Annotated in this window: 11 protein-coding genes, 1 tRNA gene and 1 pseudogene; 5 read left to right on the plus strand and 8 right to left on the minus strand. The window is 35.8% G+C overall.

The window, feature by feature from the left end; translation table 11 throughout:
- The first annotated feature begins 146 nt into the window (after positions 1-146).
- Together ONI09_RS00155 and gatC are read left to right on the plus strand one after the other, a co-directional pair.
- Complete coding sequence (locus ONI09_RS00155) at positions 147-1073, plus strand: ribose-phosphate diphosphokinase (protein ID WP_264707096.1); 927 nt, start codon at positions 147-149, stop codon at positions 1071-1073.
- Entirely contained in the window at positions 1063-1416 is a 354-nt protein-coding gene (gatC, locus tag ONI09_RS00160; RefSeq protein ID WP_265014060.1) for an Asp-tRNA(Asn)/Glu-tRNA(Gln) amidotransferase subunit GatC, read from the plus strand. Before ONI09_RS00155 ends, gatC begins: the two co-directional genes overlap by 11 nt.
- A gap of 41 nt (positions 1417-1457) precedes the next feature.
- Here gatC and ONI09_RS00165 read toward each other — a convergent pair whose 3' ends face one another.
- The 8 genes and pseudogenes from ONI09_RS00165 to ltrA form a co-directional block, all read right to left on the minus strand.
- The gene (locus ONI09_RS00165) at positions 1458-2720 is read right to left on the minus strand and encodes a Tol-Pal system protein TolB (RefSeq protein ID WP_265014061.1); all 1263 of its coding nucleotides are present in this window, start codon (positions 2718-2720) and stop codon (positions 1458-1460) included.
- Between the two features lie 5 nt (positions 2721-2725).
- Complete coding sequence (locus tag ONI09_RS00170) at positions 2726-4360, minus strand: ribonuclease J (RefSeq protein WP_012673044.1); 1635 nt, start codon at positions 4358-4360, stop codon at positions 2726-2728.
- Between the two features lie 208 nt (positions 4361-4568).
- Positions 4569-5687: a molecular chaperone DnaJ gene (gene dnaJ, locus ONI09_RS00175; RefSeq protein ID WP_265014062.1), complete on the minus strand. Its 1119-nt coding sequence runs from the start codon at positions 5685-5687 to the stop codon at positions 4569-4571.
- Positions 5688-5769: 82 nt separating this feature from the next.
- Positions 5770-5847, minus strand: a tRNA-Arg gene (locus tag ONI09_RS00180).
- 66 nt (positions 5848-5913) lie between these two features.
- On the minus strand, positions 5914-6858 hold the full coding sequence (locus tag ONI09_RS00185) for a hypothetical protein (RefSeq protein ID WP_265014063.1): 945 nt from the start codon (positions 6856-6858) through the stop codon (positions 5914-5916).
- A gap of 222 nt (positions 6859-7080) precedes the next feature.
- Positions 7081-7392, minus strand: a pseudogene (locus ONI09_RS00190) (nuclease/transposase family protein); the annotation flags it as partial.
- 95 nt (positions 7393-7487) lie between these two features.
- Positions 7488-9230 carry a reverse transcriptase domain-containing protein gene (locus ONI09_RS00195; protein WP_265014065.1) on the minus strand — a complete coding sequence of 581 codons (1743 nt, stop codon included), beginning with the start codon at positions 9228-9230 and terminating at the stop codon, positions 7488-7490.
- 353 nt (positions 9231-9583) lie between these two features.
- Complete coding sequence (ltrA, locus tag ONI09_RS00200) at positions 9584-11413, minus strand: group II intron reverse transcriptase/maturase (protein ID WP_265013697.1); 1830 nt, start codon at positions 11411-11413, stop codon at positions 9584-9586.
- A gap of 869 nt (positions 11414-12282) precedes the next feature.
- Between ltrA and ONI09_RS00205 the strand changes: the two genes are divergently transcribed.
- The 3 genes from ONI09_RS00205 (at position 12283) to ONI09_RS00215 (ending at position 16740) form a co-directional block, all read left to right on the plus strand.
- Entirely contained in the window at positions 12283-12924 is a 642-nt protein-coding gene (locus tag ONI09_RS00205; RefSeq protein WP_265014066.1) for a protocatechuate 3,4-dioxygenase, read from the plus strand.
- A gap of 96 nt (positions 12925-13020) precedes the next feature.
- The gene (locus tag ONI09_RS00210) at positions 13021-14523 is read left to right on the plus strand and encodes a leucyl aminopeptidase (protein ID WP_265014067.1); all 1503 of its coding nucleotides are present in this window, start codon (positions 13021-13023) and stop codon (positions 14521-14523) included.
- A gap of 1095 nt (positions 14524-15618) precedes the next feature.
- Positions 15619-16740, plus strand: a complete 1122-nt coding sequence (locus ONI09_RS00215; protein WP_265014068.1) for an MFS transporter — start codon at positions 15619-15621, stop codon at positions 16738-16740.
- The last annotated feature ends 11 nt before the right edge of the window (positions 16741-16751 follow it).

The following is a 16751-nucleotide window of genomic DNA, read 5'->3' on the forward strand; positions in this document are numbered from 1 at the left end:
GGGTCTGTATATTGAAACAATGCGTGAAAATGACAGGTCATTGTACAAGAGATACCTAATTCGCCGACAAGAATACTAGATAAAGAAACTTACATTTCAATTATTTCACAATTTCTGTATAATCTTAAAAACTCAATTAGTGCGTTATGAAGATAATAATAGGTAATGCTAGTAAGGAATTAGGGGAATCAGTAGTTAACCGGCTAGATGTTCAACCATCCTCTGCTTGGATATCAAAGTTTACCGATGGTGAGGTAAATGTAGAAGTAGCAAATGATCTATATAATCAAGAAGTATATATAATACAATCTCTTTCTCCCCCTGTGAATGATAACCTTATGGAGCTTCTGCTTATAATTGATGCAGTAAATAGATTAGGAGCCAAAAGGATAGTAGTAATTATTCCTTATTATGGATATAGCAGACAAGATAGAATTATCAAGAACAATAATATGCAATCTGCTTTAAGTGCTAAATTAGTTGCAAATCTTATTCAAACTGCAGGTGCAAGTAGTGTTGCAGTTATTGATTTGCACTCAAGTCAAATTGAAGGATTCTTTGATGTACCGATAACTAATTTGAACTGCTTTGAAGCATTTGTTGACTCTATACACACAGAAAATTTGGCAATTGTTGCACCTGATGTTGGAGCAATTGGCAGAGCACGTGCTTTTGCAAAGACTTTAGAGGAAAAGTACAAGATAGGGTTAAATGATAAGATTATTGTAGTAGATAAATATAGGGAGAAAGCAGGCACATCTCAAGTAATGAACATAATAGGAGAAGTTGCAAATAAAAATTGTGTCATTGTTGATGATATAGTTGACTCTGGTGGAACATTGTGTAATGCAGCTCTTGCTTTAAAAGGCCACGGAGCAAAGTCCGTAATTTCATGCATCACACATGGCGTGCTTTCAGGAAGTGCAGTTGAGAAAATTTCTTCCTCTTCTTTAGATAAATTAGTGATTACGGATACCATACTTCACAAATTTGAAAAAACTGGTAAAATAGAAGTTGTTTCGGTCGTAGATATTTTAACTCACTTTATCCAAGGAGGTAAAGATGCCAGCTAAGTCAACAGAAGACGTTATTACTTCACTAATAGAATTTGCAAATAAGAGAAAAATAACAATTACCAAAGAAGAAATGCTTAAAATTGCACAGCTTGTAAGGATTAAGTTATCAAATGACGAGATTGATCACTACTCCAAAGAACTGACAATGCTGGATTGGATACATGATACTTTATTGCAAGTTAATACTGAAGGTGTTTTTCCTATGCGTTATGGCAGCATAGACAAGGACATTCATGTACGCGATGATGTTATAAATTCTCAAAACATTAAAAAAGAGATATTGTCCAATACAAAACCTGAGCATGGGTATTTCGTAGTGCCAAAGGTTATAAGCGATTAAAGTAAAATAAGGCTCATATCAAATCTATAATAGATCTACTTTCAAAAATAAGACCAATCCGGTAAAGAAGCATTTGTGGGAGTGAAAACCATTTTTTGATTTTTCTTTACTAAGTCTACTAAATATAGTTTAGAGTTGCTTGGTGATTCTGTTCTTGTAAAAATGATTTCTCTACCATTTGGTAGCCATGCCGGGGATTCAATTTTATGCCCCTCTGAAAGCAGACGTTCTTCTTTGCCATCCGGCTTCATAACTCCTATGTAAAATTTTCCTGACTGAATCTTTGTAAAAGCTATCAGATCTCCTTTTGGCGACCAAACAGGCGTAGCATATCTTCCACTTCCAAAACTAATTCTTTTAGGTTTTTTACTTTTGTTAGTAAAATCGATAACGTACAGTTGCTGACTCCCACTTATATCAGAACTAAAAGCCATATACTTTTGATCTGGAGAAAAAGAGGGAGAAGTGCTTATAGCTGAACCTTTAGTAATTTTTTTTGTTCGTTTACTACTTAAATCCAAAGATAATATATTCGTTTCACCACCCAATGAGTGGGAAATTAAAAGAGATTTACCATCGGGAGAAAATCTTGGTGCAGAAACAACTCCTTCAAATGCGCTGATTATTGATTCAGTGTTATCTTTTAAATTTTTTAATATTATATAACTTTTACCATTTGCGTACGAGATATAAACAATGCCCTTTCCATTTGGTGAGAATCTCGGTGTTGACACAAATCTATCGCCATTTGTTAAGTATTTTATATTACTTCCATCTTGATTCATCACAGCAATTTTACGCACAGATTTGTAGTTGCTATCTTTTTCTTCAGCGATATACGTGATTTTTGTGTTGAAGTGCCCTTTCTCACCAATTAATCTATCATGTATCACATCCGAAACGAGGTGACCAATTTTTCTCCAGTCTTTTGCTGGAAAAACAACTGACTGAGTAAGTAATTCTCTTTTTGTAAAAGTGTCAAATAAACGAAATGATAGCTCTAATGCACTACCAGATATTTCGCTTAAACTTACTGTGACTACAGTATCGCTTTTCCAAGATTTAGATTCAGCTTCCGCGCCACGTTTTACATTAAATAAGCCACAATTAGATAAATTTGTTCCTATTACCTTTGCAATATTTTCGCTTAATTCGCTTTCCAACGCTGTTTTACATGTACATTTAGATACAACAAGACCAATGTTACCAACACTGCTTTTTTTTATATCAACATATAAAGCAGCTTTTGTAAAATAAGGAATAAATAACGAAATAAATAACACCAGATGAACGAATAGCTTCATTCATTTCATACCTGTTCTATCTGAACCTCAATTATAGGTCTTTTTAGTAAATATTCCTTTAAGATACTCAATATTGAACTTTCAATCTTATTTTTAATTTTTTTTGTTGGCTGCAAACTAAACAACGACTCAACTTTCTTGACAATTTTCTGTATGGTAGCTGCATCTTCTAGCACTTCAAAAACACCAGGTACAAATACTTTTGGTTTAGCAAGCAATTTATTTTTCTTGTTTACAACTGCTGTTACCACAATAACTCCGGCATCTCTCATTCTTTTACGCATTTTTATAACACTGCTCTCCGGATGACGTAGCAACATACCATCAATACCAAAGTAGTCAACATCAATTGAATCAACCTTTTCTCCGTTCTCCAAATTAACAATATCACCTGGTGCAATCATTATTGCTTTTGCCACACCGCACTCTTTAGCAAATTTTACATGTGCATGCGTGTGAATATATTCGCCGTGAACTGGAATAGACATCTTCGGTTTTATTAAAGAATACATTTCCTTTAGCTCTTCTCTTGTTGGATGCCCAGAAGCATGAACATGCTCTGTTTTTTCAGTAATAACTTCTACCCCCATCTCAATAAAGGCATTGAGCATGTTGTGCGCACGAGTTTCATTTCCAGGAATGATTTTTGACGAAAAGATCATGGTATCACCTTGCTGCATTTTAAATGCTTGATGACTCTTAGCAGCAAGTCTTGCGGTAGCTGCCAGTGGCTCACCTTGACAACCTGTGCAAAGTAGCACCAGTTCTTCCCTTGGAAAATTTACTGCTTCCTTTGCTTCAAGAAACTGAGGAGAATCAGTTAAATAACCACTATCTTGCGCAACTTTCACTATTCTCCATAAAGATCTACCAAGTAAAACTACTTTTCTATTTAGTGCTTTTGCAGCTTGGCTTATCGTTTCAATTCGTGCCACATTTGAAGCGAATAGCGAAACAGCAACTAATTTTTTAGACCGCTTTATTATGTTATAAATATTATTATAAATTTCACCTTCTGACTCAGGGTGATGCTTGCTTAATATATTGGTTGAATCGCAAATTGCTGCAAGCAGGTCACCTTTATCGCCAATTTCTTTTAGACGCTCCATATTAGAAGTTAATCCAACAACAGGTTTTGGATCAAATTTCCAGTCTCCGGTATGGAGTGCACTACCCATTTCAGTGCTAATTAATATTGAATTTGCCTCAGGAATTGAATGAGTTACATTTATAAACTCGACGGTAAAAGGACCCAAATTTATGCTGCCATTTATGTCTACCTCTTTCACAGGCACTATACCTTCCAATCGAAATTCTTTTAGTTTCTCTTTAAGAAAATTAACCGTAAACTTTGTTGTATATATGGAGCACTGCAACTCTTCCCACAAGTGGGGCACTGCACCGCAGTGGTCCTCATGTGCATGTGTAATTATTATTCCAAGTAAATCTTTTTTTCTTTGAGCAATAAAATCTATATCAGCAATGAGCAGCTCAACACCTGGCATAGTTTCATCTGCAAAACCAACACCAAGGTCGATCATAATCCACTTACCTTGGTAATGATATAGGCTAACATTCATCCCGATTCTTCCTACTCCCCCAAGCGGAAGAAATAAAAACTCATTTTTGTTTATATTCATTAAATTTAAATTATTAAAACCTGAGAATAGCAAAACTTCGACCTTAAATAAAGAAATTTATTGCTTTTACATAGTTTTAAGGAACTAAGAAGTTTCTGTTGGCTAATAATAACACTATTGTTAAGTTTTCCATTAATAAGGTCAAAGAATTGCAGGATTAAATGAAAACCCGTAAACAGTTACCCCTTTATGTCATTTAGCAGATTTCTTATTTTTTTTTTACTTTACTAAAAAACCCTTCAGATTGCTGTTGTACACTTGCATTTTCCTCTTCTTCAAGCGCTTTTAATAGTTCAATTTGCTTTTTAGTTAAATTTTTTGGATTTAAAGTCTCAACTATTACCTGTACATATAAATCACCACGAGCATGTGAGTTCATATATGGCATACCCTTTTCCCTACAACGTAGTTTGGTACCAGTTTGAGTGCCTTCAGGGACCTTTACTTTTATTTTAGCTCCATCAATTGATTGAATATCGATTTCACCACCAAGCACTGCTAGTGTCATTCTTATAGGCACTTTACAGTGTAAATCTGCTTTATTTCTAGCAAAGATTTTATGGAAAATTATTTTCACGTATACGTATAAATCTCCACTTTTTCTACCTTTTGTTCCAGCTTCTCCTTTACCACTTATCCTTACCTTAGCTCCTTCTTCTATGCCTTTTGGAATTGAAACGGATATATTTACTTCATCTCTTCTACGTCCACTTCCACCACATTTCTTACATTTGTTTTGTATTATTTCTCCTTCCCCATAGCATGTAGTACATGTTCTTTCGATGGTAAAAAAGCCTTGTTGAGTTCTAATCCTACCGCTTCCCTGGCATGTGTGGCACTGAACTGGTTTAATTGCTCCTTCGCCACCTGTGCCTTGGCATGTATCACATTTTACATTTGTCACATAATGTATAGGCGCTTGTATTCCTTTAAATGCATCTTCTAAGGTAATTTCAAGATCATAACGTAGGTCTGCTCCAGACACTCCTGTTGTACTTCTTTTTGCTCTCGATCTACTTGCACCACCACCGAATCCTCCACCAAAGAAGTCATTGAATATGTCGCTAAAATCTCCTGCAGAGCTAAAGCCTTGAAATCCACCAGAAGCACCTTCGTGGCCATAACGGTCATAGCCTGCTCTTTTCTCAGAGTCAGACAGAACTTCATATGCAGCTGTTACTTCTTTAAATTTTTCCTCTGCTTCTTGATTGCCAGGATTTCTATCAGGATGATATTTTAACGCTAATTTTTTATACGCTTTTTTTATCTCATCAATACTGGCATTTCTGCCTACTTCCAGCAGATCATAGTAGTCTTTTTTGCTCATATACAATAGTTTAGTGCTTAACCTTTAAAGATAGGTATTACATATATTAATTTCAAGTGTGACTTCTGTTTCCTATAAAATGTGGTGCACCCTGAGCGACTTGAACGCCCGACCTTTTGATCCGTAGTCAAATGCTCTAATCCAACTGAGCTAAGGGTGCTTTCACAAAGTTAACTTTAGCAGGTTTTGTAGCTTGATTCAATTAATTTGGCTAAAAATAAAACTGTTAATTTTTATCACGCATGAACCCCTTACAATTCCCAAACTTCTGTTGCAAATAAGGATTATCAAATGCATTTTGAGGAGGAGCAGTTGGAGTAGTATTAGGATCTTGAGAAAAGTAAGGAGGTGGTGCATCATAACGAGAAGAATCTCCATAACCATGCCCTTGTCTAAGACAGCTATCTACCGCTCCTTTAGCTTTCTCGATATTTTCTGATTCTTCCTCATGCTTCATATGAAAAGCTAAACCACCAGCAAAACATACGAGAGAATTAACGCCAAGGATAGCTAAACCCCACACTGGTAAGACTGGGTAAACAGCACAAGCTACCAAAGCTGCCAAAGAAACAACGCCAACCGCAAATTCTATATTTCTGAACGTTTTAAATTTACTATCCAGGCAATCTATTTTTTCTTCTTTTCTAGCCACTTTTCTGCTGCTGTTATACCAAAAACACATACCAGCATGGAAAGCAACACACACAACTGCAGCTACTATACCCAAAGCTAATAGCTTTCTACTGTCTTCTGATTCTTTTTTATTCTCTTTTCTCCCTTGATGAGTGGTATTACCATTGTTAATATTCGTTATATTATTAACCGTAGTGTGACCACGTCCACCGAATAAAGAATCCATCCAGCATTGTAATAGCAAATAATCCCAAAAGTCTAAACCTCTATTGTGTACATGTATATGTGTAATCTGAGAGCCTGTAGGTTGTGCGTTATTCCCTGCGTTATATTGATCATTTCTGCTTCCTGTATCGTGCCTATTGCTTGAATTTGGATGTGTAAATTTTTCATACGCATTTTTAAAATTCTCCTCACTCCAATTTGTGGTATTTTGCGTATTACAAAATTGTAAAAACTCTTTAACATCACTGTTACTACCAGATTTCTTTATATAGGCTAACGCATACCTTTTTAAAACACTATAACTTGCTACCATAAATACCCTCTTAAGTTAAGATTAAATTAATAAATACTTACTTACTTATTATAACAAGATAACATCTACTTGTCAACTTGAGCCTGGTTCAAGTATCCGTTCAGAGTGTGGCAGAAGAACTTATTCAAATAAAGTAGGTGGTAAAATATAAACATTTTATAAAGTGAAAAATGGACTTTTCAGACCACTGCCGAGCTAAAAAAGCCCTGAAAACCGTGATACTTAGGCCACTTCTTGCTTAAGCTGTACAATTTCAGCTTGAGAAAGGCCAGTAGATTCAGCTATTAAATTAACAGATACACAAGCTTTAAGTAAATTTTTTGCAACTTCGATTTTTCCTTTCTCTATACCTTCCTCAAGTTTGTATTCAAGAATGGCTTCTTCCTTACGTAGATCCATTATTCTTTCTTCATATGCTACTAAATCTTTCTCATTCCAGCAAAACTTGTCTAACTCATCATATGCTAGCTTTACTATTGGTGATTTTTCTGCTATATTCCTTAGGTCTTCATCTGTAGTTTCATCTGCATACTGTTGTCTAAGTGAAGAAGGTCGCCCCTCCTCACTCGACTTCAAAACCGTACGTGAGACTTTGCGCCTCATACGGCTTCTCTCCAATTTGGTGCTTTTCATGCACACCTCCTGTGTAATTCATCGTGACAATGTCCATGTAACAAAGATAAGTTTTTGATCATGTTGTTTCGTCTATTCCGGTCTTTGTGATGTATTTCTATTGTATCATCACTTTTAAACCATAGTCTACAATTATCACATTTACTTTGTTGTAACTTCAATAGTTTTATTACTCTTAATGGCTTATCTGGTATTTTTCTCAGACGGTTACCCCAATATACCCAATCACCATCATATGGAGATCTGGTTTTTTGCACTTTGATATGTCGTTTAATATCATGATCGCTGTGTATAATAAGATGTATCTTGTTACTTGTCATAAAACGCCAGTTATCGTTATTATACTTTTTAAAGTATTTTCTTTTTATCCAGCATTTCCCTTTGTTTGGGTGCCTAAAGACTGCCCACTTCCAGAGCTTTCTATGTATAGTATTATCCAATGAGCTAAAGATTTTACATGAAACTACCGAAGAGTAATATTGACTCCATCCTCTGTTTATTGGATTGAGATTCCTTATTATTACTTCCTGTGGCGCCCCACGCATTTCTCTAAGTTTATGTTTAATAGCAAATGTATGCTGCTTTATAGAATTACGACTTGGTTTTATTAATAATGTGTAACCTTTTTTACTTTCTTTTGTTGGATATTGTCTTATTGAAAATCCAAGAAAATCAAATCCTGGTTTTGTTTCGTCAATGGTTCTTAATGTATGAGAAATTCTTGTTTTAGAGGGCTTTAATTTTAGTCCAATGGTTTCTAACCATTCTTCAACTAAAATTTTTGCTTTAAGAATAATCTCTTCGTTTTCATGTATGATGACAAAATCATCACAGTAGAAAATTACACTAATAGACTTTTGCGCGTTTTTATGCGATATCCTACCGTATTTTCTTTTCATGCATTGAAAGAGTTCGTTTGTTAATGCTTTTTTGACATGTTGCTCTAATCCGTGTAATGCAACACAAGCTAGCAACGGTGAGATCGTCCCTCCTTGAATTGTACCACGTTTGGTGGGACTAAACTTTCTATCTTCCATAATGCCTGCTTTCAACCATCCTTTTATAATTCTCTTTAAAGTTGGTGTGGTATTAAGTTTTTCAAGCAGCACACAATGTTTAATATTATCAAAGCATCCAGAAATATCAGCATCTAATACATATGCTGTTTTCTGTTTTAGCACATCAAATATGGCTTCAATTGCATCATGACATGATCTACCAGGTCTAAAACCATAAGTGTTTGGCTCAAGTTTTGCTTCCCATTCTGGTTCTAAAGCCATTTTTACAAGTGTTTGTTTTGCTCGACACGATATAGTAGGTATACCAAGCAGGCGATGCTCCGATGGCTTACCAGGTTTTGGGATCCAGACGCGTCTTGATGGCTTTGCTTTTTCTTTTATATCTAAAGAATATGATAGTTGTAATCTTTCTTTTTGATTAAGATTAGCCTTTCCATCAATACCTGCAGTCTTCTTCCCCCTATTGTCCAGTGTTTTTGCACTTGTTGATTTGAGCAATAATTTTTGAAGATTATGCATCTTTTTGATATCATTACATTTAGAAGCTTGGTAAATTCGTTTTTGTAGCTTAAATGAAGATTTCTTCAGCTTTCGCCAAGGAATTCCATTCCATTCATACCTAGCTTTTTGCTGGTCCATAACATATTCACTACTATTCACCACTTTACCTTCCAAATTAAAGTGTTTACGTCTGCATATCCCAGATATTACTTTGGGCATTAGCTTCTTAAACAATCCTTCCACATAGCAGCTTGTGGTTGGCTACCTACTTATATTTTAATGAATATAAGAGCTTTTATGTGGTTACTCCGTTCCATGGCTTCGTTTCACGTTAAACTTAGATTCCTACTATTTGCCGGAAGCTGGGAACATCAATAACTAAAGTCTTCAATCTTTAGTTCCACTTTTGCTTCATACCGTTTTGGTCTATGCGTAATTCAACCTCCTTTCGCATACTATGCTTTGACGACAATTCAAACATAGGTTCCTCTTGTAATCATATCTAACTCTGTTTGCAAGGATTCACCATGAGGTTTAGTGTTACCTGCTTTTAGTTATCTAAGTGAGGAAAGTCACCTCTCCCCACTCGACTTCGAAACCGGACTTGTGACTTTCACCACATCCGGCTTCTCTCTAACTTGGTGTTTGTCATACACACTCCTATGTAAATAATCATGGCAATGCCCGTGCAATAAAGACAAATTTCCTATGGTATTATTGTTCCTATTTTTGTCTTGATGATGCACTTCAATTATGTCCTCTGACCTAAAATATAGCTGACAATAATTACATTTACCCTGTTGCATCTTCAGTAATTTTATCACTCTTAGTGACTTATCTGGTACTCTACGACTGCTCCAATATATCCAGTCTCCATCATATGGAGATTTTGCTCCTCTCACTTTGATATGCCGCTTAATAGCATGGTCTCCATGTTTGATAAGATATTTTCCATTACTTGTCATAAACCTCCAATTATCATTCTTATACCTTTTAAAGTATTTCCTCTTTATCCAGTATTTGCCTTTATTTGTATGTTTACGTACTGCCCATTTCCATAGTTTTCTAAACATAACGCTATCTAGTAACTCGAAGACTTTCCTTGAAATCACTGAAGTATAATATTGACACCATCCTCTAATAAGTGGATTTAGGTTTTTTATAATAGCTTCTTGTGGTGCTCCACACATTTCTTTAAGTTTGTACTTAGCGGTTAATGTATATCGTTTTATAAAGTTGCGGCTCGATTTTATTAGTAACTTGTATGTTTTCTTACCTTGTTTTACTGTATGCTGTCGTATTGTAAATCCAAGAAAATCAAAGCCTGGTTTTTTTTCCTTTAGAGGATTCAATGAATGAGAAATTTTTGTCTTTGATGACTTTAATTCTAATCCAATGGTTTTTAACCATTCCTTAATTAAAATCTCTGCCTTAAGCACAATTTGCTTACTTTCATGAAATACCACAAAGTCATCGGCATAAGTAATTATGCTGAGTGATCTTTTTGCCTTTTCTCTACATGATCTACCAAGTTTTTCTTTTCTATAGCTTCTTATCTGACCTGCCATTGTTTCTTTTAAATAGCTTTCTAAACCATTTAGAGCGATACAGGCGAGCAATGGAGAAATTGTTCCTCCTTGGATAGTACCACTTTCAGTTGGTTTATATATTCTATTTTCCATAACACCTGCTTTCAACCATCCTCTTAATATTTTCTTTAACGTTGGTGTGGTATTGAGCTTTTCAAGTAGTTTATTATGGTTAATATTGTCAAAGCACCCAGATATATCAGCATCTAAGATGAATGCTGTCTTTCGACTCAACGCTTGAAATATTGCTTCAATGGCGTCATGACATGATCTACCAGGTCTAAAACCATAAGTGTTTGGCTCAAATTTTGCCTCCCACTCAGGTTCTAAAGCCATTTTTACAAGTGTTTGTTTTGCTCGACACGATATAGTGGGTATCCCCAATGGGCGTTTCTCATTCTTTCCAGGTTTTGAAATCCAAATGCGTCTTGATGGCTTTGCTTTCTCCCTTATATCTAAGGAGTTTGCCAATTGCAATCTTTCTTTTTGACTAAGGTTAGCTTTTCCATCAATACCTGCAGTTTTTTTCCCTCTGTTGTCCTGAGTTACCCTTCTAACTGCTATCGTTCTTGCACTTGTTGATTTGAGTAATAATCTCTGAAGATTGTGCATCTTTTTGATATCATTACATTGTGAAGCTCGGTAAATTCGTTTTTGTAGCTTAAACGAAAATTTCTCTAGCTTGCGCCAAGGAATTTCATTCCATTCATACCTAACATTTTGTTGGCTCATAACATATTCACTACTATTTACAACTTTACCTTCCAAATTACAGTGTCCACGTCTGCATATCCTAGACATTACCCTAGGCATTAGCTTCTTAAACAATCCCTCCACACAGAGACTTGCGGTTGGCTACCTGCTTGTTACTCTTATAAAGATTAACAAGAGCTTCCATGTGGTTACTCCGTTCCATGAAACCATTTCGTGTTGGATTTAGGTTCTTACTTTTTGCCGAGAGATCGGAAACATCTTGATTAAACGTGAGCATTTTAATCATCCATTCTCTGTACCTTTTGGTTTATGCGTATCAACCTTTTTTTTCGCATATTTGCAATGACGACAATTCAAACATAAGTTTCTTTCGTAACCATATCTAACTCTTCTCGAGAGGATTTATTATAAGGTTTAATATTACTCCCTTTTAGTTCATGCTTGCACCCTAGAAAATTGCCAATTTCCTAAAATGTGAACTATGATTTCAACCAGATGTTATGGTGGATGGAATTTAACCATCATGATTTCATGACATCGGATCGCACCCTCACTTTTGCTCTATGATTATCTTTATTATCTTGCTTTGTCTACCTTATTCTACCACTCCGCTGAACGGATACAATTTACTAAACAGAAAAAAAGGCAAAAGAAACCCTAGGGTAGCTAGTTATTCACTATCCATTTTTTAAGTTGGCGTTTTTTAATGTTTTAAATAGCGCGTTTCAGCTTGTGTAGGTAAAAACCTAGAAATATTGTGAAGACATAAGGTGCACATAGTGCAAAAAATTAAAAATAAAACGCCAACTACGTTGTTTTCTTGCTGTTTAATCTGCACAGATGAAGATAACTGAATACCTTCAGTTTTATGATAAGGGGGCTGGCGAAGGGTGTCAAGCAAGTTTTTTCGTTTCTATTTCCAATAAAAGTTTGTTATATGGTTATGCAAGAAGTCTATTATAAATGAAATGAATGTGAAAAATATCTTATTAGCGTTTTTAGTACAAATGGTATTCATTTTGCCGCTATTTGCAGCTGATCCTGTTTTGCTCAACTGCATTGAAACTCCAGAAATATATGACCTTGATGCAAGGCCAAAAAATTTTAGCTCTTCAAACAATTTAAGAAGGAAACCTGGTTCTCCAAATAGTGCAACAGGAGAATTAATACACATAGTGGGTAGAATTACTGATATAAACTGTTTACCAATACAAAATGCTGTAGTTTCTATATGGCACGCGAATTCACGCGGCGTGAACCATTACGATAAGAATATAGAGGATGATCCGAATTTTGCTGGATCAGGAAGGTTTGTAGTGAATAATCTTGGCTATTATAATTTTATTACGATAGCACCTGGTAAAATTGGTGATAGAGCTCCACATATTAACTTTCTAGTTCAACATCCGGATTTTCCGGAATTCACAACGCAAATGTTTTTTGTTGACCATAATTGCGATAATTGTGCTGATCCTGTTCTTGGAGATTTTGTTAGTAATGGGCTTGCAAGCCTTCTCATAACACCATTTACTTACAGTGATCAGGTCATAAAAACCTATACGTTTAACATTACCTTGGGCGGATATAATAAGTTCTCTAATAAAAGATAAAAACCCTTGCATGTAAGGGAGTCCATAGTAAACTTAAGTGTTATTGTACTTAGGATGTATATGAAAAATATCTTACTGATGTTTTTGCTATGTTTTATGTACAATTTACAATTATTTGCAACGGAGATACCAGCAATGAAAATAACAATTTCTAAAATTTCGCCCGATTTTAAAACAATGGTAATGGGTTTATTTGAAGACAACGAAACCGTAAATGATAGCGGAGTTTTGCAAAGAAAACAGGTCATAGATAATATAAAGCAATTTAGCGATTTCAATGGAAGTTTTGGTGAATTTTTCTCTACTGCTTTGCCAGAAGAAAAAAATGTTATAGTTGTTGGACTGGGTAAGAAGGATGAATGGAATGAAAATAAAGAATTAAATATTGGTGGTAAAATATATTGTGAGCTAAGCAGATTAAAAATTAAAAAAGCAGCAGTTTTAATCGAAGGTAGTGCAGCAAATGTTGCATATGGTGCGTTTCTGCGTAGTTTTAAGTTTGATAAGTATAAAACTAAAAAGGATGAGAAAATTACAGAGGTAGAGGAGATTACCGTATTAGTAAAAGATAAGCAATTAAGTAATGCTGAAAGATCATTTGAGCACTTAAGGCAAGAAGGTGAGAGTATATTCCTTGTGCGCTCTTTTATAACAGAGCCTCCTAACATTCTATATCCAGAATCCTATGCTGATCATATAAAAAAAGAACTTACTAAGCTTGGCCTTGAAATCGAGGTGCTTGATAAAAAGCAGATGGAAGAGAAAAAAATGGGAGCCTTGCTTGGAGTTGCACAAGGAAGTAGTAAAGAACCAAAATTAGTAGTGATAAAATGGAATGGGGCTGCTAAAGAACAAAAGCCAATAGCTTTTGTTGGTAAAGGTATAACGTTTGACACTGGTGGAGTATCACTCAAACCTTCACGTGGTATGGAGTCAATGAAATATGACATGGCAGGCTCTGCTACTGTGGTTGGGGTGATGCATGCTTTAGCAGGACGAAAAGCAAAAGTAAATGCGATCGGTGTGGTCGCACTTGCAGAAAATGCAGTGGGTGGTAATGCTCAAAGACCAAGTGATGTAGTAACTTCAATGTCTGGACAGACAATAGAAGTGTTGAACACCGATGCAGAAGGAAGGCTCATACTTGCAGATGCTTTATGGTATACGCAAGACAGATTCTCACCAAAATTTATGATTGATCTTGCAACTTTAACTGGTGCTATAGTGGTTGCACTTGGAAATAACGAATATGCTGGTCTTTTTTCAAATAATGATGAATTAGCAAACCGTCTGATTGATGCAGGAAATGAAGTAAATGAGAAGTTATGGCGTTTTCCTATGAATGAAACTTATGACAAAATTATTGATTCACCGATTGCTGATGTTCAAAACATCGCTCCTGCAGGTTCTGGCGGAGATAGCATAATGGCTGCACAGTTTTTACAGCGTTTTGTGAATGAAACTTGCTGGGCACATTTAGATATCGCAGGCACTGCTTGGCACGAGAAAGGTACTGACATTTGTCCAAGAGGAGCAGTAGGTTTTGGTGTAAGGTTACTTAATAAGTTGGTTGAGAAGTACTACGAAGCCAATGATTAAAGGTCTTTATACTGGATTTATGGCTTAGCTACATGAACGTTTATTTTCGAGGCGCAGCAAATGAAAGTAGCTGATACATATTTCTTTTTTTCTGGATTCCAGTGTCAGCTACTTTCATGACACCCTGACAACCGTCATCCCGCTACTTGTTAGCGGCTGAGATACCGCGAATGAATCGCGGTATGACGGTTCGTGGCGGCGTGACGATAAGCTCGTCATCCCGCTTCTTGTTAGCGGGATCTAGAGATACCGCGGCGGTATGACGTAGGACTGCTGTCATCCCAGTGCTCCTTTTTTTGTCATCCAAGTAGCCTCCTATGGTGTCATCCCAGTGCCCAGACACTGGGATCCAGTTGAGCTATTTCAACAAAAATACTGCATTTTGAGATGAACGTTTATTTTCACCAGATTATTTACAAGTATAACGATTAAAGTCTGGATTCCAGTGGGCTTTGTTGCATCGCTAGCTATGATGGATTAAAGATAAAAAAGACAGCGAATATCAGTAGCTTATTATTCTGGTATTTATAACAAGAACGGTCAGTGAATACCTAAATTTGAGTAAAAGAAATTTCACTACCACTCACTAATCTGGCTAAAATTCAAGAATTTCAATGCTTTAGCTATTTTCAATAGAATTAAATTTATTAATATAAATAACAAATTACTATTCTTAAATTTGATCAGATTGATTGCAAAAAAACAAGATTTTCAATAGGTTGCTTATAATCCTAACTATAGTTAGCCTTTCATAAGTAGCGATGCAACAAAGCCATTCCAGTGTCAAGCACTGGAATGACACCGTCTTGGATGGAAACCAGTGTTGGCTACTCGGATGACATCATAGGGGCGCTGGGATGACACCCTGACAATCGTCATCCCGCTGCTTGTTAGCGGCTAAGAGATACCGCGGCGGCATGACGTAGGGAAACCGTTTTTTGGGTTAGCTATAACAGTAGTCAGGAAACAATAGCTTAAAAAGAGACTTAGTGTTAAATTTCTAATAGATTACTTATAAAAATAAATCTTATGGAAAGCAGAGCTAAGGCTTGGTTCATTTGGCTGATTAGTAACTTGGTTGTTATATTCAGCAACATGCAGATAATTTATACCTTTATAAGTGTAAATCTCGAAAAGGAACTTGGACTTACAATCGCGCAAGTTGCACTGGCTAATTCAGTATATACTTGGACTTTCGCCATCTTACAATTTTTTAGTGGAGCAACGTTTAATGTTTTTTCCAGTAAAAAAATTTATTTTTTCTCGTTATCAACTATGATCTTGGGGTTTTTTGTCCTTATTAATAGTGACAATTTCTCCCATTTGATTTTGTCTCAAGTGTTGATTGCAACTGGAGCATCATTTGGTTTTATTGGTGCTGCTCACACAAGTAGCATATGTTTTTCCGCTGCCCAATTTGGACTAATGTTTTCACTAGTGCAGACAATTTCAAGCCTTTCTGCTTTGGTAATTCAAATACTGTTCTCTAACTTGCTTGCCGAAGATGCATATTGGAAAAATCTGATTGTATGCATAATACTATTTGGTGTGTTGATATTTGTACTTACGCTTTTTTGTCCAAGCACACTTCCAGAAAGCAGCTCAGAAAAGCGCACAATAAAAAGCTCTATGAAGACAGTAATGTGCTCTATATTAACAGTGCTAAAATTAAGAGATATCTGGATAACTTCAGTGGTGGGTGCTATTACTTTTGGAACATTTTTAGCACTTAATACCTTGTGGGCTCCAAGGTTACTGGGCAACTCAGAACTCAATGCAATGGAGTCAGGTATAGCAACTGCAATACTATGGCTTGGTCTTGCAGTTGGTGCTCCAATTGCAGATCGAATCTCAAACTTATTTAAAAATAGGAAACATGTAATTTCTGCTTTTGCTTTATTGCAAGGCGTCTCAATTATTATTTTACTATACAGCCATTTAACAGTCCACGTTGTGTACTTTTGTATGTTAATGTTCGGGTTTTTTGCGGGAGGACATATGCTTAATTTTACTGTCGGCAGCGAGATTGTGAAACGAAAATACATCAGCACATCATCATCCATTATCAATGGATTTATGTTTATTGGCAGTGGAGTTATAGTGTCAATGTTAGCACTTTTTACAGATCATAAAATGGCACTTTTTGCAATATTTGCGATATTGATAGTTGCCGGTATTTTAAATTATGCAACAAAAGAGACATACTCTAAAAAATAAAGTAGCTGAAT

The sequence above is a fragment of the Wolbachia endosymbiont of Drosophila pseudotakahashii genome, assembly GCF_026015925.1.
In the GTDB taxonomy this organism is placed as follows: Bacteria; Pseudomonadota; Alphaproteobacteria; order Rickettsiales; family Anaplasmataceae; genus Wolbachia; species Wolbachia pipientis.

Excerpts from the sequence above, each read along its gene's own strand:
- ONI09_RS00155 (WP_264707096.1), top strand. The coding sequence starts at position 147 with ATGAAGATAATAATAGGTAATGCTAGTAAGGAATTAGGGGAATCAGTA.
- gatC (WP_265014060.1), top strand. The coding sequence starts at position 1,063 with ATGCCAGCTAAGTCAACAGAAGACGTTATTACTTCACTAATAGAATTT.
- ONI09_RS00165 (WP_265014061.1), bottom strand. The coding sequence starts at position 2,720 with ATGAAGCTATTCGTTCATCTGGTGTTATTTATTTCGTTATTTATTCCT.
- ONI09_RS00170 (WP_012673044.1), bottom strand. The coding sequence starts at position 4,360 with ATGAATATAAACAAAAATGAGTTTTTATTTCTTCCGCTTGGGGGAGTA.
- dnaJ (WP_265014062.1), bottom strand. The coding sequence starts at position 5,687 with ATGAGCAAAAAAGACTACTATGATCTGCTGGAAGTAGGCAGAAATGCC.
- ONI09_RS00185 (WP_265014063.1), bottom strand. The coding sequence starts at position 6,858 with ATGGTAGCAAGTTATAGTGTTTTAAAAAGGTATGCGTTAGCCTATATA.
- ONI09_RS00195 (WP_265014065.1), bottom strand. The coding sequence starts at position 9,230 with ATGCCCAAAGTAATATCTGGGATATGCAGACGTAAACACTTTAATTTG.
- ltrA (WP_265013697.1), bottom strand. The coding sequence starts at position 11,413 with ATGCCTAGGGTAATGTCTAGGATATGCAGACGTGGACACTGTAATTTG.
- ONI09_RS00205 (WP_265014066.1), top strand. The coding sequence starts at position 12,283 with ATGAATGTGAAAAATATCTTATTAGCGTTTTTAGTACAAATGGTATTC.
- ONI09_RS00210 (WP_265014067.1), top strand. The coding sequence starts at position 13,021 with ATGTACAATTTACAATTATTTGCAACGGAGATACCAGCAATGAAAATA.
- ONI09_RS00215 (WP_265014068.1), top strand. The coding sequence starts at position 15,619 with ATGCAGATAATTTATACCTTTATAAGTGTAAATCTCGAAAAGGAACTT.